Origin of the sequence: Micromonospora violae (genome assembly GCF_004217135.1) — a bacterium.
GTDB classification, from domain to species: Bacteria; Actinomycetota; Actinomycetes; order Mycobacteriales; family Micromonosporaceae; genus Micromonospora; species Micromonospora violae.
Genome location: NZ_SHKK01000001.1, coordinates 6,328,293 through 6,354,123 on the forward strand (window position 1 = coordinate 6,328,293; position 25,831 = coordinate 6,354,123).

29 protein-coding genes are annotated in these 25,831 nt (G+C 72.2%); 13 read left to right on the forward strand and 16 right to left on the reverse strand.

What is annotated here, in order from left to right; translation table 11 throughout:
• Positions 1-34: 34 nt before the first annotated feature.
• The 5 genes from EV382_RS28610 to EV382_RS28630 form a co-directional block, all read right to left on the reverse strand.
• Positions 35-232, reverse strand: a complete 198-nt coding sequence (locus EV382_RS28610) for a hypothetical protein (RefSeq protein WP_130406939.1) — start codon at positions 230-232, stop codon at positions 35-37.
• Positions 233-402: 170 nt separating this feature from the next.
• On the reverse strand, positions 403-1,002 hold the full coding sequence (locus EV382_RS28615) for an ATP-dependent Clp protease proteolytic subunit (protein WP_130406941.1): 600 nt from the start codon (positions 1,000-1,002) through the stop codon (positions 403-405).
• A 137-nt stretch (positions 1,003-1,139) separates the two neighbouring features.
• Positions 1,140-1,637: a helix-turn-helix domain-containing protein gene (locus EV382_RS28620; RefSeq protein ID WP_130406943.1), complete on the reverse strand. Its 498-nt coding sequence runs from the start codon at positions 1,635-1,637 to the stop codon at positions 1,140-1,142.
• Between the two features lie 115 nt (positions 1,638-1,752).
• Positions 1,753-2,871, reverse strand: coding sequence for a hypothetical protein (locus EV382_RS28625; RefSeq protein WP_130406945.1), 1,119 nt, complete (start codon positions 2,869-2,871; stop codon positions 1,753-1,755).
• A gap of 11 nt (positions 2,872-2,882) precedes the next feature.
• Positions 2,883-3,395 carry a SigE family RNA polymerase sigma factor gene (locus EV382_RS28630; protein ID WP_244236841.1) on the reverse strand — a complete coding sequence of 171 codons (513 nt, stop codon included), beginning with the start codon at positions 3,393-3,395 and terminating at the stop codon, positions 2,883-2,885.
• A 166-nt stretch (positions 3,396-3,561) separates the two neighbouring features.
• On the opposite strand from EV382_RS28630, the gene EV382_RS28635 reads away from it, so the two are divergent.
• Positions 3,562-4,575, forward strand: coding sequence for a potassium channel family protein (locus EV382_RS28635; protein WP_130406949.1), 1,014 nt, complete (start codon positions 3,562-3,564; stop codon positions 4,573-4,575).
• Positions 4,576-4,588: 13 nt separating this feature from the next.
• On the opposite strand, the gene EV382_RS28640 is transcribed toward EV382_RS28635, so the two are convergent.
• Positions 4,589-5,068, reverse strand: a complete 480-nt coding sequence (locus EV382_RS28640) for a MarR family winged helix-turn-helix transcriptional regulator (protein WP_130406951.1) — start codon at positions 5,066-5,068, stop codon at positions 4,589-4,591.
• An 82-nt stretch (positions 5,069-5,150) separates the two neighbouring features.
• Here EV382_RS28640 and EV382_RS28645 point away from each other — a divergent pair, with 82 nt between their 5' ends.
• A complete protein-coding gene (locus EV382_RS28645) occupies positions 5,151-5,795 on the forward strand; it encodes an FMN-dependent NADH-azoreductase (protein ID WP_244236842.1) in 645 nt (214 codons plus the stop codon).
• 67 nt (positions 5,796-5,862) lie between these two features.
• Here the strand turns inward: EV382_RS28645 and EV382_RS28650 are convergent, their stop codons facing one another.
• The 3 genes from EV382_RS28650 to EV382_RS28660 all read right to left on the reverse strand — a co-directional run bounded on the left by EV382_RS28650 (position 5,863) and on the right by EV382_RS28660 (position 10,491).
• Positions 5,863-6,897: a 2-oxoacid:ferredoxin oxidoreductase subunit beta gene (locus EV382_RS28650; RefSeq protein ID WP_130406955.1), complete on the reverse strand. Its 1,035-nt coding sequence runs from the start codon at positions 6,895-6,897 to the stop codon at positions 5,863-5,865.
• Entirely contained in the window at positions 6,890-8,737 is a 1,848-nt protein-coding gene (locus EV382_RS28655) for a 2-oxoacid:acceptor oxidoreductase subunit alpha (protein ID WP_130406957.1), read from the reverse strand. The genes EV382_RS28650 and EV382_RS28655 overlap by 8 nt, the downstream gene beginning before the upstream one ends.
• A 278-nt stretch (positions 8,738-9,015) precedes the next feature.
• Complete coding sequence (locus tag EV382_RS28660) at positions 9,016-10,491, reverse strand: hypothetical protein (RefSeq protein WP_130406959.1); 1,476 nt, start codon at positions 10,489-10,491, stop codon at positions 9,016-9,018.
• Positions 10,492-10,620: 129 nt separating this feature from the next.
• On the opposite strand from EV382_RS28660, the gene ndhC reads away from it, so the two are divergent.
• The gene (gene ndhC / locus EV382_RS28665; protein ID WP_088986508.1) at positions 10,621-10,998 is read left to right on the forward strand and encodes an NADH-quinone oxidoreductase subunit A; all 378 of its coding nucleotides are present in this window, start codon (positions 10,621-10,623) and stop codon (positions 10,996-10,998) included.
• A 66-nt stretch (positions 10,999-11,064) separates the two neighbouring features.
• Here ndhC and folP read toward each other — a convergent pair whose 3' ends face one another.
• Positions 11,065-11,934 carry a dihydropteroate synthase gene (gene folP / locus EV382_RS28670; protein ID WP_130406961.1) on the reverse strand — a complete coding sequence of 290 codons (870 nt, stop codon included), beginning with the start codon at positions 11,932-11,934 and terminating at the stop codon, positions 11,065-11,067.
• Positions 11,935-12,090: 156 nt separating this feature from the next.
• Here folP and EV382_RS28675 point away from each other — a divergent pair, with 156 nt between their 5' ends.
• The 4 genes from EV382_RS28675 (at position 12,091) to EV382_RS28690 (ending at position 14,552) form a co-directional block, all read left to right on the forward strand.
• Positions 12,091-12,738: a DivIVA domain-containing protein gene (locus tag EV382_RS28675; protein ID WP_130406963.1), complete on the forward strand. Its 648-nt coding sequence runs from the start codon at positions 12,091-12,093 to the stop codon at positions 12,736-12,738.
• Positions 12,735-13,232: an SRPBCC family protein gene (locus EV382_RS28680; protein WP_130406965.1), complete on the forward strand. Its 498-nt coding sequence runs from the start codon at positions 12,735-12,737 to the stop codon at positions 13,230-13,232. The genes EV382_RS28675 and EV382_RS28680 overlap by 4 nt, the downstream gene beginning before the upstream one ends.
• Positions 13,233-13,333: 101 nt before the next feature.
• The gene (locus EV382_RS28685) at positions 13,334-13,915 is read left to right on the forward strand and encodes a DNA-3-methyladenine glycosylase I (RefSeq protein WP_130406967.1); all 582 of its coding nucleotides are present in this window, start codon (positions 13,334-13,336) and stop codon (positions 13,913-13,915) included.
• A 13-nt stretch (positions 13,916-13,928) separates the two neighbouring features.
• Positions 13,929-14,552 (forward strand): hypothetical protein, encoded by a 624-nt coding sequence (locus tag EV382_RS28690; RefSeq protein WP_130406969.1) that lies wholly within the window; start codon positions 13,929-13,931, stop codon positions 14,550-14,552.
• Between the two features lie 9 nt (positions 14,553-14,561).
• Here the strand turns inward: EV382_RS28690 and EV382_RS28695 are convergent, their stop codons facing one another.
• On the reverse strand, positions 14,562-15,353 hold the full coding sequence (locus EV382_RS28695) for an enoyl-CoA hydratase-related protein (RefSeq protein WP_130406971.1): 792 nt from the start codon (positions 15,351-15,353) through the stop codon (positions 14,562-14,564).
• A gap of 4 nt (positions 15,354-15,357) precedes the next feature.
• Positions 15,358-16,176: a PaaX family transcriptional regulator gene (locus EV382_RS28700; protein WP_130406973.1), complete on the reverse strand. Its 819-nt coding sequence runs from the start codon at positions 16,174-16,176 to the stop codon at positions 15,358-15,360.
• Positions 16,177-16,366: 190 nt separating this feature from the next.
• On the opposite strand from EV382_RS28700, the gene EV382_RS28705 reads away from it, so the two are divergent.
• Both EV382_RS28705 and EV382_RS28710 read left to right on the forward strand, forming a co-directional pair.
• Positions 16,367-16,534 (forward strand): DUF3117 domain-containing protein, encoded by a 168-nt coding sequence (locus EV382_RS28705; protein WP_007455245.1) that lies wholly within the window; start codon positions 16,367-16,369, stop codon positions 16,532-16,534.
• Positions 16,535-16,681: 147 nt separating this feature from the next.
• Complete coding sequence (locus EV382_RS28710) at positions 16,682-18,157, forward strand: leucyl aminopeptidase family protein (RefSeq protein WP_130409278.1); 1,476 nt, start codon at positions 16,682-16,684, stop codon at positions 18,155-18,157.
• A gap of 6 nt (positions 18,158-18,163) precedes the next feature.
• Here the strand turns inward: EV382_RS28710 and EV382_RS28715 are convergent, their stop codons facing one another.
• Positions 18,164-18,733, reverse strand: a complete 570-nt coding sequence (locus EV382_RS28715; protein WP_030329239.1) for an O-methyltransferase — start codon at positions 18,731-18,733, stop codon at positions 18,164-18,166.
• Between the two features lie 299 nt (positions 18,734-19,032).
• Here EV382_RS28715 and EV382_RS28720 point away from each other — a divergent pair, with 299 nt between their 5' ends.
• Together EV382_RS28720 and EV382_RS28725 are read left to right on the forward strand one after the other, a co-directional pair.
• Complete coding sequence (locus tag EV382_RS28720; RefSeq protein WP_425272007.1) at positions 19,033-20,487, forward strand: S1C family serine protease; 1,455 nt, start codon at positions 19,033-19,035, stop codon at positions 20,485-20,487.
• Between the two features lie 74 nt (positions 20,488-20,561).
• Positions 20,562-20,984 carry a twin-arginine translocase TatA/TatE family subunit gene (locus EV382_RS28725; protein ID WP_130406975.1) on the forward strand — a complete coding sequence of 141 codons (423 nt, stop codon included), beginning with the start codon at positions 20,562-20,564 and terminating at the stop codon, positions 20,982-20,984.
• A gap of 226 nt (positions 20,985-21,210) precedes the next feature.
• Here the strand turns inward: EV382_RS28725 and EV382_RS28730 are convergent, their stop codons facing one another.
• The 3 genes from EV382_RS28730 to EV382_RS28740 form a co-directional block, all read right to left on the reverse strand.
• The gene (locus EV382_RS28730; RefSeq protein WP_130406977.1) at positions 21,211-22,359 is read right to left on the reverse strand and encodes an Mrp/NBP35 family ATP-binding protein; all 1,149 of its coding nucleotides are present in this window, start codon (positions 22,357-22,359) and stop codon (positions 21,211-21,213) included.
• Between the two features lie 76 nt (positions 22,360-22,435).
• Positions 22,436-23,086, reverse strand: a complete 651-nt coding sequence (locus EV382_RS28735; protein WP_130406979.1) for a DUF1003 domain-containing protein — start codon at positions 23,084-23,086, stop codon at positions 22,436-22,438.
• Complete coding sequence (locus EV382_RS28740) at positions 23,079-24,365, reverse strand: magnesium transporter MgtE N-terminal domain-containing protein (protein WP_130406981.1); 1,287 nt, start codon at positions 24,363-24,365, stop codon at positions 23,079-23,081. The genes EV382_RS28735 and EV382_RS28740 overlap by 8 nt, the downstream gene beginning before the upstream one ends.
• Before the next feature lie 33 nt (positions 24,366-24,398).
• Between EV382_RS28740 and EV382_RS28745 the strand changes: the two genes are divergently transcribed.
• Positions 24,399-25,268, forward strand: coding sequence for a PhzF family phenazine biosynthesis protein (locus EV382_RS28745; protein ID WP_130406983.1), 870 nt, complete (start codon positions 24,399-24,401; stop codon positions 25,266-25,268).
• Positions 25,269-25,280: 12 nt separating this feature from the next.
• Positions 25,281-25,814, forward strand: coding sequence for a hypothetical protein (locus EV382_RS28750; RefSeq protein WP_130406985.1), 534 nt, complete (start codon positions 25,281-25,283; stop codon positions 25,812-25,814).
• Positions 25,815-25,831: the final 17 nt, after the last annotated feature.

Genomic DNA, 25,831 nt, shown 5'->3' on the forward strand with positions numbered 1-25,831 from the left:
CCCGAAGTTGCCGTTCGGAGCAGGACTATCAGGCTCACGCCGCGCCGGCCCGCCGAGAGGCGTACAGGTCGGCGAGGAAGTCGTCCAGTTCGTCATCAGACTCGAACAGGTCCGGCCGCGCGAGGTCGTCGATGGATGCGACCCGGCGGACTCCCTGGCGACGTGCCAGCTCCACCGCCGGTACGTGTTCAGCGGTCGGCCACTTGGGCATACCCTCGGCGTTGCTCGACATCGCGGCTCGCCCCCTCTTGCTCGCTGCGGCTCCCAATCTCTCACGCGGAGAGCCCGCACCCCGGCATCTACGGCGCGGACAAGTCACGGATCGATCTTGGTGACGATGGCTGTGGCGACCAGTCGGGCAAGGTCAGAGGCCTTGTCGACGTACACCATCGTCGGCGGTGGTCAGAGCGCCGGCAGTTGTTCGGCTCGGGTGACCACCTGGTCGATGAGGCCGTACTCCCGGGCCTGTTCGGCGGTGAACCAACGGTCCCGGTCCCAGTCCCGTTGGATCTCGTCGAGCGCCCGTCCACTGTGCTCGGAGATCAGCTCCTGCATCGTCCGCTTCACGTGCAGCATGTTCTCGGCCTGGATCGTGATGTCCGCGGCGGTCCCGCCCATTCCGCCGGACGGCTGGTGCATCATGATCCGCGAGTGTGGCAGCGCGTACCGTTTGCCGGCCGCGCCGGCGCAGAGCAGGAACTGCCCCATCGAGCCGGCGAATCCGAGCGCCAGCGTCGCCACGTCGTTGCGGACGTAACGCATCGTGTCGTAGACCGCCATCCCGGCACTCACCGAACCGCCCGGCGAGTTGATGTAGAGGTAGATGTCCCGGTCGGCGTCCTCGGCGGCGAGCAGCAGGATCTGCGCGCAGATCTGGTTGGCCGACTCGTCGGTCACTTCGGTGCCGAGGAAGACGATCCGCTCCCGCAGCAGCCGCTCGAAAACATGATCACCAAAGGATGGCTGCCCGCCGTCCAGCATGTGTACGCCGTACCCGATCATGTGCCGCCGCCTTCCGCCGCGCCGGCGGGCGGCGGGGACCGCCCGGTGGACCGGCCCTTTCAGCGTGCGGGCGCCGGCGGCGGTGAGCCCACTGATTCTGCCGCCGGCAGATCCGCCGACGGCAGAACCGGCGCGGCCTACGCGGCGGTCAGCCGCCGCGCGCCGATCCGGGCCGACTCGCCGCCAGCCAGGGAAGGAGTACGCGGGCCGGGGCGGGAGCCACCAGCGGAGGCCGTCGCGCCGACACGCATGGTCGGCTCGCCGGCCTTGGGCACTCGCTGACGGATGAGCCCGCCGCCGAGCGGACCCACCAGAAGGGTGGCGTTGCCGATTTCGCGGCGGACCGCGTCGACCGGCTCCAGGTGGGTGAGCGCGGCGCGGGGTGCGGCCGGGAGGCGGGGTTCGACCCGGCGCATGTCGTCGCGGGCCTCCCCGAGCAGGTCGGCGAGGCTGATGCCGAGCGCCCGGCAGATCGCCGCGAGCACCTCCGAGGAGGCCTCCTTGCGGCCCCGCTCCACCTCCGACAGGTAGGGCACCGAAACGTCTGCCGACTCGGCGACCTCGCGCAGCGTGCGGCCCTGGCGCTGGCGGTGGCGACGGAGCACTCCGCCGATGACTCGTCGCAGCAACGACATGCCGGCCTCACTTTCGCGGTCGTCGTCGGGAACACCCTCATCATGCCCGTCCCCGCCCGTCCGGGCCGACCCTCCCCCGGGCCCGCGCCGGTGCGGCGGCGCGGGCCCGGTGCGCCTACGGGTGCAGGTGGGTGTGCCAGGTGGCCGGTTGGGCCACCAGCGTGACCGCCGGGAACAGCGCCCGGGTGCCACCGGCGGGGAGCAGGGCGCTGTCGTCGATCGACACGTCCGCCCCGTTCACGTCGTAGACGGTCAACGACTCGTCGCCGTTTTCTCCGCCGAACCGCGCCGGGTGCCCGTCCACCGTCGTGTTCGGGTTGACGTACGCCTTGTCGGCCGGGTCGGTGACGTTGCGGTAGCGGGAGATGCCGACGCTCAACGTCCGGGCCCGCTGCCGGCCGGGGTCGGCGGTGGCCGGTTCCGGGCTCCAGGTCCACGCCGCGTACCAGTCCCTGGGCTCGTCCAGTGACTCCGACACGTTGACCGTGATCATCCGCAGGTTGGCCGGTACGCCCGTCACGGTCGCCGGCATCGGCACAGTGTCGGTGCCGAAGCGCAGTGACGTGGCGACCTGCGCTGCCGTTTTCCGCACGTCCGATCCGGTCCCGAACACGCGGACCTGTGCCCAGCCGTCCGGGGCGTACCGCCAGCGCAGAACCGCCTCCGGCTTCTCGGCGCCCGAGTAGCTGACGAAGACGCTGTCCCCACCGTTGAGCCGGGGTCCGACGTCGGAGTCGCCGGCCACGGCGGGCTCGCCGCTGTCCCGCTGTGGTGCCGACGGCTCCACGCCCTTCGGAAGGAGCGAGACCGTCACGAACTGCCGTTGGTCGTCGGTGTGGCCGTTGGACGCGCCGAGGTACACACCGGGGCCGGAGAGGAGCAGTCCGGCCTGGTACTGGAAATGGCGGAGACCGGCCGGCAGCCAGCCGAACCGGACGTACACCCGCTGTGGGTCGATCGTGGTGAGCGCGGCCGGGAGCCCGGTCTGGCCGGCGACGGTCGCGGAACCGAACGGGGTGGGGGCCGGCGGTCGGTCCGGGGTCAGCAGGTCGGGGACGGTGAGCCCGCCGACGGTCAGCGCCACCGCGAGCAGCGTGGCGCCGGCTCCCTGGGCGAGGCGGCGTTGCCGCCGAGCGGTGGTCATCGCCCGCTCCACGTCCAGCACGGCGGAGGGTCGCTCGGCCGATTCGATCTCGGTCAGCATCAGGTCGCCAATGTGGCGTTCGTCCAGCATCGTCGCTCCTCTCAGTTGCCGGTCAGGGTGGGGGTGAGCAGGGTGCGCAGGGTGGCCAGGCCCTTGGCGGTCTGGCTCTTCACCGTCCCCGTCGAGCAGCCCATGGCCTGGGCGGTCTCCTCGACGCTGAGGTCCTGGAAGTAGCGCAGCACCAACACCGCGCGTTGCCGTGGCGGCACCTGCCGCAGCGCGCCCACCAGGGTGATCCGGTCGGTCGGGTCGGTGAAGGCCCTGGACACGTCCGGCAGTGCGGTGCCGAGGCGGACCCGCGACCAGCGCAACCGCCTCTCGTCGACCAGTCGCCGCACCAACATGGTGCGGACCAGCGCGTCCAGGTGGTCGGCCTGCCGTGCCCGTGCCCACGAGCGGTACAGCTCGGTGAGCACCCGTTGCAGGATGTCGTCACCCCGGTCCCAGTCCCCGCACATCAGGTAGGCGGTGCGTCGCCACTGCACCATCCGGGACCGGACGTACTCGGTGTATTCGTCGTCGGCCTCGGCTCGCCGTCTGCCGCTCGTCGTCACGAGGGTTGCGCCCCCTCCGTCTGCCGGCCTGCACCGGTTCGTCGTTGTCATCCGGTAGTCGGGTGCGGGTGCTCGGCCGGTTGTCCGCTGGCACCCGGGCGTGCGGTCGATGCTGAACCCGCTATGTTGTGGGCGTGCAGGCGACGGCGAGGGAGCGGGTCCGGCAGTGATCCATTTTCCCGCGCAGCGCCGGGGCCCACTGAGCGCGCTGAGCCTCCGGCTCGCCGCCGCCCTGGGCCTGGTCTTCGCCGTGGTCGCCGCGGTCTACCTGGGCCGGGACGGCTACCGCGATGTCAATGAGGACGGCCTGACCCTGCTCGACTGCTTCTACTACGCGGTGGTGTCGCTCTCCACCACCGGCTATGGGGACATCACCCCGGCCACGCCGTCGGCCCGGCTGGTCAACGTCCTCTTCATCACCCCGGCCCGGGTGCTCTTCCTGATCATCCTGGTCGGCACCACCCTGGAAGTTCTGACCGAGCAGTACCGGACCGGCCGTCGCCTGTCGCGGTGGAGGAGAGCCGTGAAGGACCACGTCATCATCTGCGGCTACGGCACCAAGGGGCGCAGCGCGGTCTCCGCCCTGATGGAGAACGGTCTGGACCGCTCCCGGATCGTGGTGGTGGAGCGCAGCGCGGCCGCCCTGCGGCAGGCCACCTCCGCGGGGCTGGTGGCGATCGAGGGCTCGGCGACCCGTTCCTCGGTGTTGAACGAGGCGCACGTCAAGAACGCCAAGGCCGTGATCATCGCGACCGACAGCGACGACGCGTCGGTGCTGGTCGCGCTGACGGTACGGCAGCTCACCGCCGGGCAGGTTCGCATCATCGCGGCGGCGCGGGAGGCGGAGAACGCCCCGCTGCTCAAGCAGAGCGGCGCGCACCATGTGATCGTCTCCTCGGCCACGGCGGGCCGGCTGCTCGGCCTCTCCACCTCGGCGCCACCGCTGATCGATGTGGTGGAGGATCTGCTCACTCCCGGCCAGGGCATGGCGCTGGCGATGCGGTCCGCGGAGCGCAGCGAGGTGGGTCGTTCGCCGCGCGAGCTGGACTCGTTGGTGATCGCCCTGGTGCGGCGGGGCAAGGTGGTCACCCTGGCCGACCGGGCCGGCGCGGTGATCGAGACCGGCGACATGCTGGTGCACGTACGCGACGACCGCCCTCAGTCCAGCACCACCGCCTGACCTCCCGCTGCCGTCAGCAGCTGTCGAGGTCGCTCTGGAGCGCCTCGGTGCAGATGGTCGGCGACGTATTGGTGGCCCGCCGCAGCAGCTCGTAGAGCGTCTCCCGCTCGGCGGGACCCAGCGCGCTCAGCACCTCGTCCTCGGCGCCCGCGAGGGCGCATTCCGCCGCGCTGAGGCGTTTGACCCCGTCGTCGGTGAGGTCGACGACGTGTCGGCGACGGTCCTCGGGTGAGCGGCGTCGTTCGATCAGATGCTCGGCCTCGAGGTCGTTGAGCAGCCCGACGATGTTCGTGCTGTCCATTTCCAGGACGGTGGCGAGCGCCTGTTGGCTGGTGCCGCCGCTGTCGCGCAACACGGTGAGCGCGACGAGGTGCCGGGGGCGTAGGCCCAGTGGCGCCAGCACGGACTCCGATCGTAGCCGCATCCGCCGGGCCAGATGGTCCAGCAGAGCTCCTGAGCGGTGCTCCGAGGGATCAAGCGCCGGGGCGGACATGTGACCCAGTCTACCGACTCAGCGGAACATCGGCCTGCTATAAATAGTTGGTGCTTCACAGACGATTCCTGGAGGAGGAATAATGCATCTGCTGCATATTGATTCGAGCATCCGCGGCGACTGGTCGGTCAGCCGGCGACTCACCGCCCGCGCGGTCGAGGCCTGGCGTGCGGCCCACCCCGACGGCACGGTGGCCTACCGGGACCTGGGCGCCGAGCCGCTGCCACACCTGGACGCCGCAGGCGGCCTGGCGCGGATGACGCCCCCCGACCAGCACACGCCGGAGCAGCGTGACTCCTGGGAGCTCACCGAGCGGCTGGTCAACGAGGTGAAGCAGGCCGACGTGGTGCTGCTCGGCCTGCCGCTCTACAACTACGGGGCACCCAGCAGCGTCAAGGCGTGGGTCGACCACCTGATCGCGCCCGGCCTCGCGTACGACCCGACGACCCAGGCGCCCCTGCTCGGCGGTCGCGACTTCGTCGTGGTGGCCACCCGGGGCGGCGGCTACGGCGAGGGCACCCCGCGCAACGGCTGGGACCACGCCGAGCCGTGGCTCCCGCACGGTCTGTCGATGACCGGCCTGGAGCCCCGCTTCATCAGCGCCGAACTGACCCTGGCGCCGTCGGTGCCGGCGATGGCCGAGCTGATCCCGCTGCACGAGGCGAGCCTCGCGGCGGCCGAGAAGGAGATCGACAACCTCTGGACTCCGGCCAACGCCCAGCGCTGAACTGCACCGGTACGACGAGAGCGGCCGCCCCGAATCGGGGACGGCCGCTCTTGTCAGTGCGGACGGATCAGAGAATGGTCCAGGTGTCGCCGCTGCCCAGCAGGCCGGCGAGCTGCTGCTCGGGGGTCTCGGTGACCGTCGCCTTGGCCTCCGCGAGCTGAGCCTGCACCACGCTGTCGTAGGACGGTCGGTCCACCGAGCGGAACACCCCGATCGGGGTGTTGCGCAGGTCCAGGTCGGGCAGCCGGGACAGCGCGAACGCGTACGCCGGGTCGGTCACCGTCGCGTCGTGTACGACGATCTCCTCCGGGCTGACCGAGCTGGTCTCCCGGACCTCCAGGCCGAAGCCGCCCGGCGGGTGCACCACGCAGAACCGCCCGTCGGCCCCGAAGGTGATCGGCTGCCCGTGCTCCAGGCGGATCAGGTAGTCGTCCCGGGTGGACGGGTCCTTGAGCTGGTCGAACGCCCCGTCGTTGAAGATGTTGCAGTTCTGGTAGATCTCCACGAACGCCGAACCCTCGTGCTCGGCGGCGGCCCGCAGCACCGACTGCAGGTGCTTGCGGTCGGAGTCGATGGTCCGGCCGACGAAGCTGGCCTCCGCGCCGAGGGCGAGCGAGAGCGGATTGAACGGGGCGTCCGCCGACCCGGCCGGGGTTGACTTGGTGATCTTGCCGACCTCGGACGTCGGAGAATACTGCCCCTTGGTCAGCCCGTAGATCCGGTTGTTGAACAGCAGGATCTTGAGGTTGACGTTGCGTCGCAGCGCGTGGATCAGGTGGTTGCCACCGATGGAGAGCGCGTCGCCGTCGCCGGTGACCACCCAGACCGACAGGTCCGGCCGGGACACCGACAGGCCGGTCGCGATCGCCGGGGCCCGACCGTGGATCGAGTGCATCCCGTAGGTGTTCATGTAGTACGGGAAGCGGGACGAGCAGCCGATCCCGGAGACGAAGACGGTGCGCTCCCGGGGGATGTTCAGCTCCGGCATGAACTGCTGGATGGCCGCCAGGATCGCGTAGTCACCGCAGCCGGGGCACCAGCGCACCTCCTGGTCGGACTTGAAGTCCTTCGCGGTGAGCTTGACGGCGACGGGCTCAGACATTCTTCAGCACCTCTTCCAGCGTCGTCTCCAGCTCGGCGGCGGTGAACGGAAGGCCGCGGACCTGGTTGTAGCTGATCGCGTCGACCAGGTAGCGGGCCCGGATGACGTGGGCCAACTGGCCCAGGTTCATCTCCGGGATGACCACCTTGTCGTACGAACGCAGCACCTCACCGAGGTTGGCCGGCATCGGGGCCAGGTGCCGCAGGTGCGCCTGGGCGACGGAGAGGCCGCGCTGGCGTACGCCACGGCACGCCGCGCCGATCGGCCCGTACGTCGAGCCCCAGCCGAGGACCAGCACCCGAGCGTCGCCGTCCGGATCCTCCACCTCGATGTCCGGAACCGGGATCGTCTCGATCCGGGCCGCCCGGGTGCGCACCATGAAGTCGTGGTTGGCCGGGTCGTAGGAGATGTCGCCGGTCTTGTCGGCCTTCTCCAGCCCGCCGATCCGGTGCTCCAGGCCCGCCGTGCCAGGGATCGCCCACGGCCGGGCCAGGGTCTCCGGGTCACGCAGGTAGGGCAGGAAGGTGGTGCCGTCCTCGCCGTTGGGCTCGGTGGCGAACTCGACCCGCAGGTCGGGCAGCGACTCCACGTCGGGCAGCAGCCATGGCTCGGAACCGTTGGCGACGTAGTTGTCGGACAGCAGGATCACCGGGGTGCGGTAGGTCAGCGCGATCCGGGCCGCCTCCAGCGCCGCGAAGAAGCAGTCCGACGGGGAACGCGGTGCGATCACCGCGACCGGCGCCTCGCCGTGCCGACCGTAGAGCGCCATGTTGAGGTCGGCCTGCTCGGTCTTGGTCGGCATGCCGGTCGACGGGCCGGCGCGCTGCACGTCCACGATCACCAGGGGCAGCTCCAGCGCCACCGCGAGCGAGATCGTCTCGCTCTTGAGCGCCACGCCGGGGCCGCTGGTGGTGGTCACGCCGAGCGACCCGCCGTAGGAGGCGCCCAGGGCGGCGCCGACGGCGGCGATCTCGTCCTCGGCCTGCATGGTGACAACGCCGAGGCGCTTGTGCTTGCTCAGCTCGTGCAGGATGTCCGACGCGGGCGTGATCGGGTACGCGCCGAGGAAGACCGGCAGCCCGGAGCGGACCCCGGCGGCCACCAGCCCCAGCGAGAGTGCGGCGTTGCCGGTGATGTTGCGGTACGTGCCCGGCTTCATCTTCGCCGGCTTGACCTCGTAGCGGACCGCGAAGTCCTCGGTGGTCTCGCCGAAGTTCCAGCCGGCCTTGAAGGCGGCGACGTTCGCGGCGACCAGCTCCGGACGGGCCGCGAACTTGCGCTCCAGGAAGCGCAGCGTCGACTCGTAGGGCCGCGAGTACATCCAGGAGAGCAGGCCGAGGGCGAACATGTTCTTCGACCGTTCGGCGTCCTTCTTGGACACCTCGTGGGCGGCGAGCGCGCCGATCGTCATCGAGGTCAGCGCCACCGGGTGCACCACGTAGCCGGCCAGCGAGTCGTCGTCCAGCGGGCTGGTCTGGTAACCGACCTTGGCGAGGTTGCGCTTGGTGAACTCGTCGGTGTTGACGATGATGTCGGCGCCGCGCGGCAGATCGGCCAGGTTGGCCTTGAGGGCCGCCGGGTTCATCGCCACCAGCACGTTGGGCGCGTCACCCGGCGTGAGGATGTCGTAGTCGGCGAAGTGCACCTGGAAGCTCGACACACCCGGCAGCGTGCCGGCGGGGGCCCGGATCTCGGCGGGGAAGTTCGGCAGCGTGGAGATGTCGTTGCCGAGCTGTGCCGTCTCCGAGGTGAACCGGTCGCCGGTCAACTGCATGCCGTCGCCGGAGTCACCGGCGAACCGGATGACCACCCGGTCGAGTTGACGGATCTGCTTGGTCACTGTGCCACCTTCGTTCGCGACTGCGGGGCTTGCCCGGCCACGGAACCTCCTTGACGCAACGCTTCACCGCACCGCCCAGGCTGGTCCGGCCGCTGTCGTTCCTCACCTGAGAGCCTACGTCTAAGGGAGCCCTAACCATCCCCGGAGGTCCGCCGACTGGGACCCGATCGCGACGAGAAATGCCCGTCTTTGCGGTGTTACGCCCCGCCCGCCGTAATTCAGATCACCACCCGGCCGGGTCGACCACCCCGGCGCGCGCCGCCGGGGTGGTCCGTCGATCAGTCGGCGGGGTTGGGCGCGGGCCCGCGCGGGGTGCCGCCGAACCGGCGGCGCAACGAGGTCGTGGCCAGGGTGAGAGCCAGCACCACCAGCAGCGTGGACACCGCGATCAGGATGATCGCGGTGCGCTGCACCGAGGTCAACCCATCGGCTTCGGTCGCGGCACCGGCCGGGAGGAGTACGCCTTGCGAGCCGGTCGGCGCGGGTGGGGAGACCACCGGCGGGGCCAGGGCGGCCGCAGCGGTGATCCGGAAGCTCATCTGCACCCGCCGGGTTGGCCCGCTGCGTGGCTGGAGTTGACCGATCAGGGCGCCGGACAACGGCGCTTCCCGCTGGGCCTGCGGCGTCGCCTCCACCGGCAGCTGCACCTCGGTGTTGGTGCCGGCGAGCACGAGGCCGGTGTCGCAGCGGGTACGCGTCGGCTCGACCGTCACGCAGCCGAGCGGTGGGGTCGGCACGGTCACCCCGGCCGGCAGGACCACCTCGACCTGGCCGGAGGCGTCCACCGTGCCGGTGTTGCCCAGCCGGAGCGTGAGGGTGGCGGGGCCGCCGCTGATGTCGAAGGCCACCTCGTCGGCGGCGAGCGCGATCCCGGGTGCCGGCGGGCCGGGTGGGAAGAGCACCGCGAAACCCTGCTCGTCGGTCACCTCACCGGGGGCGCCCGGCGTGTCCGCGGTGACCTGGACGGAGCCGCCCAGCGGCATCTGCTTCCAGGCCGTGCCGGCGACCCGCAAGTCGAGCATGGTGCTGAACCGGACGCCCGCCTCGGCCGTCCAGGCCCCGCAGCGGTACGCGCCACCGGCGTCGGCGGCGGCGCAGCCCTTCGTGCCGTCGTCGGTCAGCCCGGCGGGCAGCATGTACGAGAGTCGGATCCGTTGGGTGGTGGTGCCGGTGTTGTGCACCGTGACCTGAAGGGTGACGGCCGTGCTCGCCGCGTTCCAGTACGCCTCGGTGAGGGTCACGTCGCCGGTGCTGACCTGCACGCCCAACGGGCTCTGCGGTGGCGTCGCCGAACCCGACGCGGGCGGGCGGAACGGCGGGGTCGGGTTGGTCGGCGGGCCCGGTGGTGCCGTCGGGGGCACCGGGCCGGGCGGTCGGGTGGTGGCGTCGGGCGCGGGCGCGAGGGTGGTCGGCACCGGCGGGATCTCCGGGGCGGTGGTCACCGGTGCCGGTGGTGTCGTCTGCGGCGGTGGCGCCGTGGTCTCCGGCGCCGGTTCGGTAGGGCCCGGTTCGCCGCCCGGCACCTCGGTCGGGGCGGGCTCCTCCGCCGGTGTGGTCGGGGGCCCCTCCCCTCCCGGATCGTTGACCGGGTCGCCCGTCGTCACGGTCGGGTCCGCGTCCGGCCCGGCCGCGCCGGCCCAGGCCGGGCCGGCGGCGAGCGCCGCGAGCAGGCCGAGCGCGAGCGCGGTCGCCAGCAGGGGCGTGGGACGCCGCCGCTGCACCCGGTTACCGGGCGATGCCTTCACGCGGGCCATCTGTCCTCCGGTGACATGGGTGGATGTCCAATGTTCCGTAACAGTTGCCCCAGTGCACTAGTCCCATCTGGAAACAAATCCGTAACGTGTTTGGGACGGCCCGTCCGGGCGGACGGTAGGCTGCCGACTGTGACTGGATACCTGGGCTCGTACGCGACGCTCGGGCTCCTGCTGCTCGCCAGCGTTCTCTTCTTCGTTACGGCGTTCTCGGCCAACCGGGTGTTACGCCCGGCGCGTCCGGCCGACCCGCCCGGCAAGCGGGCCAGCTACGAGTGCGGGCTCGACCCGGTCGGAGCCGACTGGGCGCAGATGCAGATCCGCTACTACGTGTACGCCTACCTGTACGTGCTGTTCGCCGTCGAGGCGGTGTTCCTCTTCCCCTGGGCGGTGGTCTTCGACCGGCCGGGCTTTGGTCTGGTGACGGTGGTGGAGATGGCGGTGTTCGTGGCGGTGCTCGCGCTCGGCATCCTCTACGCCTGGCGTAGGAACATCCTCCGCTGGACCTGACCGCCGCGACTCCGGCGATCGTGTCGGTCCGTCCGGCCGTTCGCGGTCGGTTACGGGGACAACCAGTCAGGCCAGTCCCCGGCGGGTCGCCGTGGGCGGGCGGTCACCACGGATCGAGGCCACCAGGTCCAGCACCCGGCGCGTCGGGCCGACCTGGTGGGCCCGGAAGACCCGAGCGCCCAACCAGGCCGAGACCGCAGTCGCGGCGAGCGTCCCCTCCAGCCGCTCGGCCACCGGCAGGCCCAACGTCTCACCGATGAAGTCCTTGTTGGAGAGTGCCACCAGCACCGGCCAGCCGGTTGCGGTCAACTCGTCCAGCCGACGGGTGATCTCCAGCGAGTGCCGGGTGTTCTTGCCGAAGTCGTGCGCCGGGTCGATCAGGATGCCGTCGGGGCGTACCCCTGCCGCCACCGCTCGCTCGGCGAGCCCGGTCACCGTCGCGACCACGTCGGCGACCACGTCGCTGAAGGCGGCCCGGTGCGGCCTGGTCCGCGGCGTCAGACCGCCGGCGTGCGAACAGACCAGGCCGGTGCCGGTCTGCGCGGCCACCCGGAGCAACGTCGGGTCCGCGCCCGACCAGGTGTCGTTGAGGAGGTCGGCACCCGCCGCCACGGCCTCCGCCGCCACCTCGGCACGCCAGGTGTCGATGGAGATCACCACCTCCGGAAACGCGGCCCGGACGGCGGCGATGGTGTCCACCGTGCGCCGGATCTCCTCGGCGACGCTCACGTCCGCGCCGGGGCCGGCCTTCACCCCGCCGATGTCGATGATGCCGGCGCCCTCGTCCACCGCCCGCTCCACCGCGCGCAGGGCGCTGTCGGCGGCGTAGGTGGCCCCGCGGTCGAAGAACGAGTCCGGTGTGCGGTTGATGATCGCCATCACCACCAGTTCGCCGGGGGCGAACGTGCGCCCACCCAGCCGAAGCGCCCCGGCCATGCCCGCCTCCTGCAAGTTCGCGCCGTCGCCGCCGCGTCGGCCGGTCCCGACGCTAGTCGGTCGCCGGTGCGCGACTCCGGCCGGGCGTCGGCACCGATCGTGATCGGGGCGGGTGGCGGGGTCGCTCCGGGCCGGCCGCCATGCCACGATCAGTACATGGGTCAGCTTCTGCTCCTCCTGGTCGTGGCGTTAACCGTCGGGGCGGTGATTTTCGGCGTGACGGTGCTGGTCAGCGGCCGTGATCCCGGTCTGGCGCCGGCCGAGCCGGATTCGCAGGCCGTGGCGTTGCCCGGCACCCGCCCGCTGCGCGAATCCGACGTGGGGGCGGTCCGTTTCGACACCGGGTTGCGCGGGTACCGGATGGACCAGGTCGATCAGGCGATGCGCCGCGCCGCCTACGACATCGGTTACAAGTCCGAGCTGATCGGCGTACTGGAGTCGGAGGTCATCGCGTTGCGTGAGGGACGCACCGACGATGCGGACGTGCTGCGTCAGGCTCGCGAGCAGTCCGCCAGCCAGGTGACGGGCGCGGCCGCGGCGGAGCCCGGCGAGGCAGCAGAGCCGGACCAGGCGACCGAACCGGGTAAGGACGCGCCGCTGGCCGGGGAGGCGAGGCCGGCCCCGGTCGGCTCGACGGCCCCGGACCCGCTGCCCGCCGCCACCTCGTCCCCGGCGGACTCCGACGGTGTGGCGCCTGCCGTCGCACCCGCCGCCGACGAGTCGGCCGGCCGTGAGCAGACCGCCGGCGCGCCCGCCGACGGCACCGAGCAACGTGACGCGGTGGCTCGGTCGGAGTCGGCGTGACCGAGCCGGCGGGCGCCGACGATCTTCGGGAGGCGGCCCAACCCGGTGCCGGTGAGGTGACCGCCACGGTGATCGTCGACGCCCCGGCGGAGCGGGTCTTCGCCGCGCTGCTCATATGGGAACGTCAGTCCGACTGGATCCCGTTCACCCGGGTCCGGGTGGTCGAGGGCGACGGGCGCGAGGGCAGCCGGATCGAGGCGGTGACCGCGCTCGGCCGGGCGACGCTGCGTGACGAGATGCGGGTGATCCGGGTCGACGAGCCGTACGAGATCGGCGTGGTGCACCACGGCCAGCTGCTGCGCGGCCCGGGGGTGCTGCGCTGCACCCAGTTGGGTCGGGCCCGCACCCAGGTCGTCTGGCACGAGTGGTTCCACCTGCCGGGCGGGCGGGCCGGTCGACTGGCGTGGCCGGTGCTCTGGCCCGGCTCCAAGCTCGGCCTCACCCAGGCGCTGAAGAGGTTCGCCCGTCTGGTCGAGCAGGGCCGGCTGCCCTGACGGGGTGGCCCGGCGTCGGTTGCCAGCCCGGTGCCCGCAACAGCAGCAGCCGGGCGGCCGGTGGCAATGGGGTGTCGGTGCGATGCCCTAGCGTGTACGAGGTGACTGACCTGGTGATCGGTGCGGACGGGCTGGCCCGCTGCGCCTGGGGGTCGAGCACCCCCGACTACGCCATCTACCACGACACTGAGTGGGGGCGGCCGCTGCGCGGCGACGACGCGCTCTACGAGCGGATGACGCTGGAGGCGTTCCAGTCCGGGCTGTCCTGGCTGACCATCCTGCGCAAGCGCCCGGCGTTCCGGCTGGCCTTCGACGAGTTCCACCTTCCGACCGTCGCCCGCTACGACGACGCCGACGTGACCCGGCTGCTCGCCGACGCCGGCATCGTCCGCAACCGGGCCAAGATCGAGGCGGCGATCGCCAACGCCCGCGCCGCACTGGAACTGCCGGAGGGCCTGTCCGCGCTGCTCTGGTCCTTCGCGCCGGCGCCCCGCCCCGCTCGCCCCACCTCGTTCGCCGAGCTCGCACCGATCACCCCGGAGTCGACGGCGATGGCCAAGGCCCTCAAGAAGCGCGGCTTCCGGTTCGTCGGCCCGACCACCGCGTACGCGCTGATGCAGGCCACCGGGATGGTCGACGATCACATCGTCGGCTGTCACGTCACCGTCGCACCGGCGGCGTGATGAGATGGCAGTCATGACGACCGAGACCGCGCACCGGGCCGGTGCGGCCGGAAACGCCGACGGGGTGGGCACCTGGGCCGTGCTGCTGCCCGCCGAGCGGTACGAAGCCGAGCGGCTCGTGCACCACGACACGCTGGAGCTGACCGGGCTGACCGACGTCGCCCGGCCGGGGCCGGGCGACCAGGTGGCCGTGCTGGTCGACGCGCCGCCACGGCTGGTGGCCCTCGGCCGGGTCAGCGCGCCGGGTCAACGCCACCGCGAAGACCCCGACGATCCGCAGTCGCCGGTCGAGCCGGGGACGCTCGTCGTCGCGTACACCCGGCGGGCCTTCGACGAGCCGGTGCCGGCCGACCTGCTGACGCTCGACGGGCTGGTCACCGCAGTGGAGCCGGCGGCCTTCCGGGCGTTGGTCGACCGGCTCGGCCCGCCCCCGGCGCGGCGCACCTGGCTGGTCAGCCTCGACCTGCCGATCGAGGCCGGCACCCCCGCCGAGGCGGTCCGGCTGTTCTGGTCCTACGTGCAGGAGTTGGGGCCGCGTGAGCTGCCCGCCTTCGTCTCGCCGGCCGGCGACGAGCTGGCCATGCAGGCGTTCGTGCTGGGCGAGCAGGCCAACCAGGACCCGGAAGAGGACGACTAACGGGCAGCCTCAGCGCCCCTCGAAGACCGGCTTCTGCTTGGCGACGAAGGCGAGCGTGGCCGCGCGGTGGTCGGCGGTGGCACCGCAGATCGACTGGGCCTGCGCCTCGGCGGCGAGGGCGTCGGCGAGCGTGCCGGCATCGGCGATGGAGAGCTGCCGCTTGATCGCCCCGTACGCGACGGTCGGGCCGGCGGCGAGGCGGGCGGCCAACTCCTGGGCGACCGGCAACACCTGCTCGTCGTCGTCCGTCAACCGGTTGAGCAGGCCCAACCGGCAGGCCTCCTCGGCGCGTACCGGCTCGGCCAGCATCAGCAACTCCACCGCCTTGGCGTGGCCGACCAGTCGGGGCAGCGTCCACGAGGCGCCGGTGTCGGCGGCGAGACCGACCTTGGCGAAGGCCATCAGGAAACTGGTGGTCGGACCACCGATGCGGATGTCGGCCAGGAACGCCAGCGACGCACCCGCGCCGGCGGCCATCCCACGGACCGCGGCGATCACCGGCTTGGGCAGGTTGGCGAGCCGGGCGGCGATCGGGTTGTAGTGCGCCCGGACGGTGCCCAGCGGGTCACTGGCGGCGTTCTCCAGCGTGGACACGTGCTCGCGCAGGTCCTGACCGGCGCTGAACGACCCGCCGGCCCCGGCCAGGACGACCGCGCGGCAGGACCGGTCGGTCTCCAACTCCGCGAGCGTGTCCCGCAGCGCCTCCTTGAGCGCCACGTCGAACGAGTTCATCGCGTTCGGGCGGTTCAGCGTCAGGGTGACGACAGCATCGGTCCGGTCGACCAGCAGCGGCTCGGTCACGTGTCTAACGACCCTTCTGTCGAACGATGCGGTTGCCGGCGTCGAGGCACTGTTCGACGTACCGGTCGGCGGCCGGACGCAGACGGGCCGCGTGCCGGTCGAAGAAGCTGGCCGCGGCGGTGCCAGGCCACCGTTCGGGCAGCAGCGCCGGGGGTAGCTGCGGGTCCTGGAAGAGGAACGTACGCCACGCGTGCACGAGGCGGAACCGGGCGGCGTACGCCTCCTCGTCGCTGCTGCGGACGGTGACCGCGGCGAGCAGGGGACGCTGGTCCGCGACGAACCGCTCGTAGGCGCGGCCGATCTCGGCCAGGTTCCAGGCTCGTCGGACCACGCCCATCGCGCCGGGGGTGCCGGAGAAGTGCGAGGCGGTGAACCGCTCGAACCGGATGCCGGTCTCGGCGAGGAGCAGGTCGACATCCTCGGCGGGGCGGGTGGCGACCCAGGTCTGCTCGTCGAGCGTCCCGTAGCCGAGGAAGCTCAGGTTGGCGGCGAGCCGCTGGCGGTCGCGCCGGGAGCCTGGGGCCTCCAGCACCAGGAGATCAAATCGGCCGTCCCAGGTGACCCGGCCGGTCCGGTAGATCCGGGCCGCTGCCTCGTCGAGTCGCCGGGCGGCTTTCGGTGTGATCGAATATCCCGGTCCGGAGACCAACCGGAGTGGTTCGAGCCAGCCCTGACGCACCATCCGGGACACGGCGGTGCGAACTGCTGGCGGCGCGATTCCCAGCGGTGCCAGGAGCTTGACCAGGGCAGCAACCGGTGCCCGGCCACCCCTGGGACGGAGGTGGTCGCCGTACAGGTCGAAGAGTGCCGACCGTGCCTGCATGACCGCACATTGTGACAGGCCTTCTCAAGATAAGCTAGATGCTGTTACATCAATGCTGCTCCGGTTTGGGTCCGGCGGTGTTCATCAGGGAAAATCGTTGGTCGACGCCCCCGTGACCTTTGCGGGTGGTCGTGACGAAGTGGCTGTGGGGCAACCCACCGACCCTGGTGTAGGTCTGAGGGGAGACAACATGGCGGCGATGAAGCCGCGGACGGGCGACGGTCCGCTGGAAGTCACCAAGGAGGGGCGGGGCATCGTCATGCGGGTCCCGCTGGAGGGCGGTGGCCGGCTCGTCGTCGAGATGACTCCCGACGAGGCCAACGCGCTCGGTGACGCACTGAAGGCAGCGGCCGGCTGAGTAAGGAGTGCTCCGGGCGGTGTGAGCCGCCCGGGACGTTCTTCGGACCCTGAGCCATCGGAATCGCCGGTGGCTCAGGGTCTTCAACGCTGCGGGCAGGTGGGTTCGCCTGCGGTCCGCGACACTTTCCTGGAGGTACGGTTCCGCGTGCTCGCTATCCGTCTGATCGCCGAGCCCGACCGGCTCGACGTCCTCGTCCTGCCCGTCCGCCCCGCCGCCTCGACAGCGGAGGGTGACACCTCGGCCGAGCCCGTGCCGGGTGCCGTGGCGACACCGGACGGCACGGCCGACGAGGCCGCGGCGCTGGCGTCAGCGGCCCGGCTGACGGGTCGAGCCGGCGAGATCCACACCCAGCTGCGCCCCGGGCGTACCCCCGGCCGGCTGCTGCTGCTCGGCATCGGTGACGGCGACGAGGCGGCCTGGCGGACGGCCGGGGCGACCCTGGCCCGCTCGGCCTCAGCTGAGACGCATATCACCATCGCGCTGCCGGCCGAGGTGACCACGGCCGCGGTTCGCGGGTTGACCGAGGGGCTGCTGCTCGCCCCGTACCGGTTCCGACTCACCGAGGCCGGCGACCGGCCTGCGCTCACCGACGTCGACCTGCTGCTCGCCGACCCCAGCGCGTACGAGGACACCGTCGCCACGGCCCGGACCACGGCCGCGATGACCCATCTCGCCCGGGACCTGACCAACACCCCCTCCTCGGTGAAGACCCCGCAGTGGTTCGCCGACCAGGTGGCCGCCGCCGCAGCCGACCTTCCGGACCTGCGGCTGCGGGTCCGTGGCCCGGCCGAGCTGACCACCGAGGGCTTCGGTGGGATCCTCGCCGTGGGCGGTGGCTCCGCCAGCGGACCCCGGCTCGTCGAACTGGACTGGCACCCCGCCAACGCGCGCACCCACGTGGTGCTGATCGGCAAGGGCATCACCTTCGACACCGGCGGCATCTCGATCAAGCCGGTGGCGGCGATGAAGCTGATGCGCAAGGACATGGCCGGAGCCGCCGCGGTGGTCGCCGCCACCCTGGGCGCCGCCGCGCTGCGGCTGCCGGTGCGGATCACCACGTTGGCCCCGCTCGCCGAGAACATGGTCAGCGGCTCGGCGTTCCGCCCCGGCGACGTCATCCGGCACTACGGCGGCACGACCAGCGAAACGACCAACTCCGACGCAGAGGGTCGACTGGTCCTGGCCGACGCGCTGGCGTACGCCGTGCAGCAGCTCAAGCCGGACCTGCTGCTCGACCTGGCCACCCTCACCGGGGCGAACTCGGTGGCGCTGGGCAAGCGCACCGCCGCCCTGTACAGCGAGAACGACGAACTGGCCGCCGGCGTGCTGGCGGCTGCCGAGGCGGCCGGTGAGTCGGCGTGGCGGATGCCGCTGCACACCGACTACGTCGAGTACCTCGGCAGCGAGATCGCCGACCTCTACAGCGCGCCGGCACAGGGTGCCGGCTCGGTGCTGGCCGCGCTCTACCTGCGCGAGTTCACCGGCGACCTGCGCGACCGCTGGCTGCACGTGGACATGTCCGCCCCGTCCTGGGCCGACGGCGACCAGGCCGAGGTCAGCCGTGGTGCCACCGGCTGGGGCGTCCGGTCGTTGCTGCGCTGGCTGGCCGACGTCGACTGAGCCGGGTCAGCACTTCACCGCGGCGAGCAGCCCGTGCCCGACCGGAAGAAGCGCGGGGATCCAGTGCTCCGACTCCCGGACCGCCTTGATCGTCTCGCGCACCGTCACCGTCTCCGCGTCCCGGGCGGCCGGGTCGCCGATCCGGTCGCTGGCCAGCACGCCGTTGAGCGCCAGCACGCCGCCGGGGCGCAACAGTCGCAGCGCCGCCTCCACACAGGCGTGGAAGCCGGTCGCCTCCGCGTCCACGAAGACCAGGTCGTACGCACCGTCGGCGAGCCGGGGCAGCACGTCGAGCGCCCGGCCGGTGATGATCCGGGTACGCCCGGCCGCGAAGCCCGCCTCGGCGAAGATCCGCCGGGCGATCCGCTGGTGCTCGACCTCCACGTCGATGGTGGTGAGCACGCCGTCGGCGCGCATGCCGCGCAGCAACCAGACGCCGCTCACCCCGGTGCCGGTGCCGATCTCCACCACCGCACGGGCGTTGCCGGCGGCGGCCAACAGCCGCAGCGCGGCTCCCGCACCGGGGGTGACGGCGTCGAGGCCCACCTCCCGGGCCAGGCTTCGGGCGGTACGCAGAACGAGATCCTCGGTGACGTACGCCTCGGCGAACTGCTGCGCCTGCGTCGTCGAACTGCCGGAACCGGCGACCGTGGCGATGGGGCACCTCCGGGGGCGGTGCGTGGTGCGGGGGCGGGTTGGCACTGTGAGCGTAGAGGCGACCGTTGCGGCGCGCAGCCGCGCCTCCGTCGGAAGCGATCACCGGGGCAACCGGTGACTGCACCGCGTACATCCGTGCAATCCTGGAGGCGGTATCCCGTCAGCCGCGACCGGGCCGGCGCGTGGCCGGGCGACGCGGCGCGGGATCCGGGGACGGACTGGGAGGCACCGACGTGACCGACGGCTGGGACTGGCGCCGGGGCGGTGAGACTCCGGCTCCGGCGCGACCGCCCGGGGCAGGAGCCCCGCCGGTGGGGCCGCCGACCATGCCGGGGGCTGACCACCCGTCCCTCGCCTCGCCGGGCGGTGGGCCGGCACCGAGCTGGCCGGCGTCGCCAAGCGGGCCGGCGTCCCCCGTCGGGCCGGCACCGAGCTGGCCGACACCGGCCGCGGGCGGGCCCACCTCGGCCGACGCCTCGCCCTGGTGGTCGGACGCGCTCGCCGACCCCTGGCGCGACCCCGCGGCGCCGACCGCCGTGGTGGTGCCCGGGGTGGTGGCCCCCGGCACCGAACCCGAGCCGGTCACCGACCCCGACGCGCCGGGCCGACCGACGCTGCGCCACCTGTTGCTCATCCCCGTGATCACCGCGCTCCTGGCCGGCACCCTCGGCGGGGCGCTGGGCTACGCGTTCGCGGTACGCGGCGGCGCTGGCGCCGCGGTCCTCGGTGCTCCGCCCGCCGAGGTGCCGGCGCTGGCGCAGCGCAAACCGGAGTCGCTGGCCGGGGTCGCCGAGCGGGTCCTGCCGAGCGTGGTCACCGTGCGGGTGAGCAGCCTCGGCGGGACCAGCGAGGGCTCCGGGTTCATCGCCACCGCCGACGGCCATGTGATCACCAACGACCACGTGGTGGCCGGCGGCACCGGCAAGGCCTCGGTGGTCTTCAACGACGGCAGCAGCGCTCCGGCGACAATCGTCGGTCAGGACGCCGAGTCGGACATCGCGGTGATCAAGGTGAGTCGTCCCGGGCTGCGACCGGTGGAGTTCGGCGACTCCGATGCGCTGGCGGTCGGCGACCCCGTGCTCGCCATGGGCTCTCCGTTGTCGCTGGCCAACACGGTCACCGCCGGCATCGTGAGTGCACTGGACCGGACCATGCAGGCCGGCGAACCGGGCGGTCCGGTGCGCTACTACGCCGCCATCCAGACCGACGCCGCCGTCAACCACGGCAACTCGGGCGGCCCGCTCGTCGACGGCGCCGGCCGGGTCGTGGGGGTGAACTCCACCATCAAGTCCCTCGTCGCCGAGGGGCAGGAGGCGGGCAACATCGGGCTCGCCTTCGCCATCCCGATCAATCAGGCCAAGCGGGTGACCCAGGACATCATCGGCACCGGCAAGGCCCGGCGTACGGTCATCGGCGCCCGGGTGGACGGCCCGACCGGGGTTGCCGGGGGTGGCCTGCGGCTGGCCGCGGTGGAGCCGGCCGGTCCCGCGGACGGCGCTGGCCTGAAGGTCGGCGACGTGATCCTCAAGATCAACGGGCGGCCGATGACCGAGCCGACGGACCTGACCGCGCTGGTCCGCAAGTACGCGCCAGGCTCGGTCGTGACCGTCGAGTACCGGCGAGGTTCCGCCCGGCAGAACGCCTCGGTAACTCTCGCCGCGGACGCGAAGTGAGCAGGCGCACCCCTTGCCCAAAAGCCGTCCGGCGTGCGTAGTCTTGCTGCTGACGCCGAGAGGAGGCCTGCGGGATGCTGGACAACCTGAACGTGTGGGAGATCGGTGCGCTGCTGCTCCTGGCGCTGCTGATCTTCGGCGACCGGCTCCCCGCCGTGATCACCGACGGCCTGCGGATGGTGCGCAACCTGCGCAACATGGCCCGCAACGCCACCGGCGACCTGAGCCGCGAGCTGGGCACCGACATCCAGTTGGAAGACCTGCACCCGAAGGCGTTCATCCGCAAGCACCTCCTCAGCGAGGAGGACGAGGCGGCGATCCGCAAGCCGTTGCAGGGCGTCTACGACGACCTGCGGGCGGACGTCAGCGGCGTGCACAACGACCTGAAGGACGTGGCCAACGCCGCCGACCCGCGGTCGAACGGGGCCAAGTCCGGCATGGCCACCAGCGGCCCGTCGACGCCCGCCCCCCGCGTCAGCTACGACGACGCCACCTGACCCCGCCCCGTGTCCGTCCCGGACGCTGGTCGTCTCGCCGCGCCCGGCGGTGGTCGGTTATCTGGCCTGGCGTTGATCGTCTCGCCGCGCCCGGGGCAGGTCGTCTCGCCCTCGCCCGGCGTTGATCGAATCGCCCCGCTAGGCGGTGATCGACTCGGATTTCAGGAAGTCGGCCGGTTGTTGGGCGCGGGACGCCCCGAGATCCTGAAACCCGAGTCGATCATGCTCAGCGTCCGGCGGGCTTGAGGCCGAGGGGCTTGCCGAGCAGCGACTCACGGCGCAGGGCGAGCCGGTCGGCGACCGTGCCGAGCGCCTGCGCGGCCGGGGACTCCGGCTCGGCCAGGACGACCGGGTTGCCGGCGTCGCCGGCCTCGCGGACCCGGGTGTCCAGGGGGATCTGACCGAGCAGCGGCACCTGCGCGCCGATGGTCCGGCTCAGCGACTCGGCCACCGCCGTACCACCGCCGGCGCCGAAGATCTCCATCCGGGAGCCGTCCGGAAGTTCCAGCCAGGACATGTTCTCGATGACCCCGACCACCCGCTGGTGAGTCTGCAGGGCGATCGCCCCGGCCCGTTCCGCCACCTCGGCGGCGGCGGTCTGCGGGGTGGTGACGATCAGGATCTCCGAGTTGGGCAGCAACTGAGCCAGCGAGATGGCCACGTCACCCGTGCCCGGGGGCAGGTCGAGCAGGAGCACGTCCAGGTCGCCCCAGTAGACGTCGGCGAGGAACTGCTGCAGCGCCCGGTGCAGCATCGGGCCGCGCCACACCACGGCCGCGTTGCCGGAGGTGAACATGCCGATGGAGATGACCTTCACGCCGTGCGCCTGCGGCGGCATGATCATGTCTTCGACCCGGGTGGGTTTGCCGTCCGCACCGAGCATGCGGGGCACCGAGTGGCCGTAGATGTCCGCGTCGACCACCCCGACGGAGAGCCCACGGGAGGCGAGCGCCGCCGCCAGGTTGACCGTCACGCTGGACTTGCCGACGCCACCCTTGCCGCTGGCCACCGCGTACACGCGGGTGCGCGAGCCGGGCTGGGCGAACGGGATGACGGGCTCCTCGGTGGCGCCCCCGCCGCGCAGCTGCGACTGCAACGACTGCCGCTGCTCGGGGCTCATCACCCCGAAGTCGATCTCCACACCGGTGACGCCGGGCACCGCGGCCACGGCGGCGGTGATGTCGGTCCGAAGCTTGTCCTTCAACGGGCAGCCGGCGACGGTGAGCAGCAGCTCGACGCGGACGACACCGCTGGCACCGATGGTGGCGGAGCGGACCATGCCCAGCTCGGTGATGGGCCGGCGGATCTCCGGGTCGTTGACGGTGGCCAGGGCGGCCTGGATCGCGTCCTCGACGGTGCTCACGGGTGCTGACATGCCCGCAATGCTACGTCGCGGGGCATCCGTTGCCGCCGCTGCCCGGGTCGGTGTGAGCCAATCGATGGCCCGTTCGTCAGCCCTCTGACCGGCGCGGGCCGGCGCCGTCCGGTCGGGCGTCGGGGGCGAGGTCGCCGTCCAGGTCGTCGCGGGGTTCGTCCAGGCCGACACCATCGGTCGGCCGCTGGCCACGTCGCTCCTGGCGGCTGTCCTTCTCCTGCTGGCGGCGCTCCAGTCGTTGCCGGCGTTGCCCCATCTCGTCCAGCTCCTCGGCCAACCGGGCCAGCTCGGAGCGGAGGAAGTCACGGGTGGCCACCTCGCCGAGGGCGATCCGCAGGGCCGCGATCTCCCGGGCCAGGTACTCGGTGTCCGCCTTCTGCGCGGTGGCCCGCCGCCGGTCCTCCTCCAGGGCCACCCGGTCCCGGTCGGCCTGCCGGTTCTGGGCCAGCAGGATCAACGGGGCCGCGTAGCTGGCCTGCAACGACAGCACCAGGGTCAAGAACGTGAAGGTGTACGGGTCGAAGCGCAGGTTCGCCGGGGCCAACGTGTTCCAGCCGAACCAGATCGTGATCACCACTGTCATGACCACGATGAAGTTCGCGGTGCCCATGCCCCGCGCGATGCCCTCCGACCACCGACCGAACGCCTCCGCGTCGAACCGGGGCAGCTTGACGCCCCGGGGTTCGCGTGGCTGGTCGAGACGTTCCGTACGCCGCTGTTCAGCCATCCGCGCCGTCCAGCATGGTGTCGGCGGTGCCCGGGGTGACCAGGGCGTCGCGGTCCCGCCAGTCGCGGGGGAGCGAGTGGTCCAGGACGTCGTCCACCGTCACGGCGCCGACCAGCCGGTTGTTCCGGTCGATCACCGGCATGGCGACCAGGTCGTAGGTGGCCATCCGGCGGGTGATCTCCGGCAGCGGCGTGGTGGGGCGCAGCGGGTCGATGTCGTTGACCACCACCTTGCCCAGCAGGTCGGCCGGGGGTTCGCGCAGCAACGCCTGGAAGTGCACCATGCCCAGGTAGCGGCCGGTCGGCGTGTTCTGGGGTGCTCGGGTCACGAAGACCTGCGCGGCGACGGCGGGGGAGAGCTGCGGCTCCCGGATCCGGGCCAGCGCCTCGGCGACGGTGGCATCCGGCGGGAGGATGACCGGCTCCGAGGTCATCACACTGCCCGCCGTGCCGGGGGTGTACTTCAGTAGCTGACGTACCGGGTCGGCCTCGTCCGGCTCCATCAGGTCCAGCAGCACGTCCTGCTCGGGCGGGGGCAGCTCGTTGAGGAGGTCCGCGGCGTCGTCCGGGTCCATCTCCTCCAGGACGTCGGCGGCCCGCTCCCGGTCCAGGGCGGCGAGAATCTCCACCTGGTCGTGCTCCGGCAGTTCGCTGAGCACGTCGGCCAGTCGCTCGTCGTCCAGCGCGGCCGCGACCTCGTTGCGCCGCGCGTCGGGCAGATCCTGCAACGCGTTGGCCAGGTCGGCGGGGCGCATGTCCTCCAGGACGGCGAGCAGGTTCGCCGTACCCCGGTTGTCGGCGATGCCGCTCAGCCCGCGCACCCGGTCCCATTCGACCTGGTGCAGATGGCCGCGGCGGGTGAGCCGACCGGTCTGCTCGCGGACGGCGACCCGGGTCAGCGACCACTCGCCGCCCCGGGTGCACTCCATGGCGACGTCCACGACCGCGCCGGGCTGGCCGCCCGGGTCGAGTTGCACCCGCCGGTCGAGCAGTTCCTGGAGCACCAGCAGCTCGTTCGGGCGCTTCTCGAAGCGGCGCAGGTTGAGGGTGCCGGAGCCGAGCACGACGGCGTCCGCGTCGATGGAGGTGATCCGGTTGATGGACAGGAAGATCCGACGACGCATCGGCATCTCGGCGACGAGGCCCACCACCTCCGGTGGACGTTTGGTCGCCCGGAGCCGCGCCACGGCGTCACGAACCCGGCCCACCTGGTCGCCGTTCGGGTCGAAGACGGCGACTCCGGCGAGACGGGCGATGTAGATCCGGGTCGGCGTGCTCACGGGCACCAGCCTAAGCGCCTAGTGTTTATCAACATGTCGACCTTGGCCTACGAGATCGTGGACGTCTTCACCGACCGCCCCTTCGCCGGTAACCCGCTGGCGGTGGTGTTCGGCGCGGAGGCGCTGGCCACCGAGCAGATGCAGGCGCTCGCGCTGGAGTTCAACCTCTCCGAGACGGTGTTCGTGCTGCCGCCGACCCAGGTGGGCGTCACCTACCGGGCCAGGATCTTCACCCCGGTGGAGGAGTTGCCGTTCGCCGGGCACCCCAGCGTCGGCGCGGCGGTCACCGCGTACCGGCGGGGCATGTTCGGTCTGGGGCAGGTCACCCAGGAGTGCGGGGCCGGTGTGCTGCCGATCGAGGTGACCGCGTCCGGGGCGACGCTGACCGGTGGCACCCCGACCCTCGGGCCGGAGTTGGACCCGGAGCCGTTGTTGGAGATCGCCGGGCTGGTCGCCGACGACCACATCGGGCCCGCCCCACGTGTCGCCGGTTGTGGGCTGGAGTTCCCGTACCTGCCGGTGCGGCCGGAGTCGTTGGCCCGCGCCCAGGTGAACCCGGCGGCGGCGCAGCGGTACGGGGTGTCGCACGTCAGCGTCTTCTCCTGGGACGCGGCCGCGCAAACCGCGCACGCCCGGGTCTTCGTGCCGGGAATGGGGGTTCCGGAGGACCCGGCGACCGGTTCGGCGGCGCTCGGCCTGGGTGTCTGGCTGGTGGCGAGCGGTCTGCTGCCCGGCGAGGGGCGGTCGGAGTACGCCGTCCGTCAGGGCGTGGAGATGAACCGCCCGTCCGCGTTGGCCTGCACGGTCACCGCGGCGAACGGTGCGGTGGTCGGGGCGACGGTCGCCGGCCAGGTGATGCCGGTGGCCCGGGGTGAGATCGCCGTGCCGCCTTTCGTGGGTTGAGCGGAGGCGTCGATGCGGGAGGATGCGGGTGTGACGGACGAGGACGCGCCCGGGGTCAGCACCCCACTGGTCGACGAGGCGATGAAGAAGGCCGCGGTGGCCTGGGTCAGTGTCGCCGGCGGGCCGGCGCTCGCGCTCTGGTGCGCCCCCCTGGAGGGCGCGCTCCTGGTGGTCAGCGGGCCGGGTGAGCAGGCCGCACCGGGGCTGGCCGACGCGACTGAGGCCCAGGTCACCCTGCGCGGCGACCACGGTGGTCGGATCGTCACCTGGCCGGCCCGGGTGACCCGCCTCCAGCCGGGCACTGAGGCGTGGGACGTGACCGCGCCGCTGGTGGCGGCGAAGCGCCTCAACGCACCCGGCCCGACCGCCGATCTGGTGGCCCGGTGGGCCGCCGACGGATGCGCGGTGAACCGGCTCGCCCCGGCCGGTACGCCGCTGTTCGGAGCGGAGCTGCCGGCCGACGCGCTGGCCGAGCCGCCCCGGGCGACCCCGGCGGTCCGGGCCACCCGCAAGCCGTTCCGCCTGCACCGGGTCCGCCGCCGCTGATCAGCCCGCCCGACCGC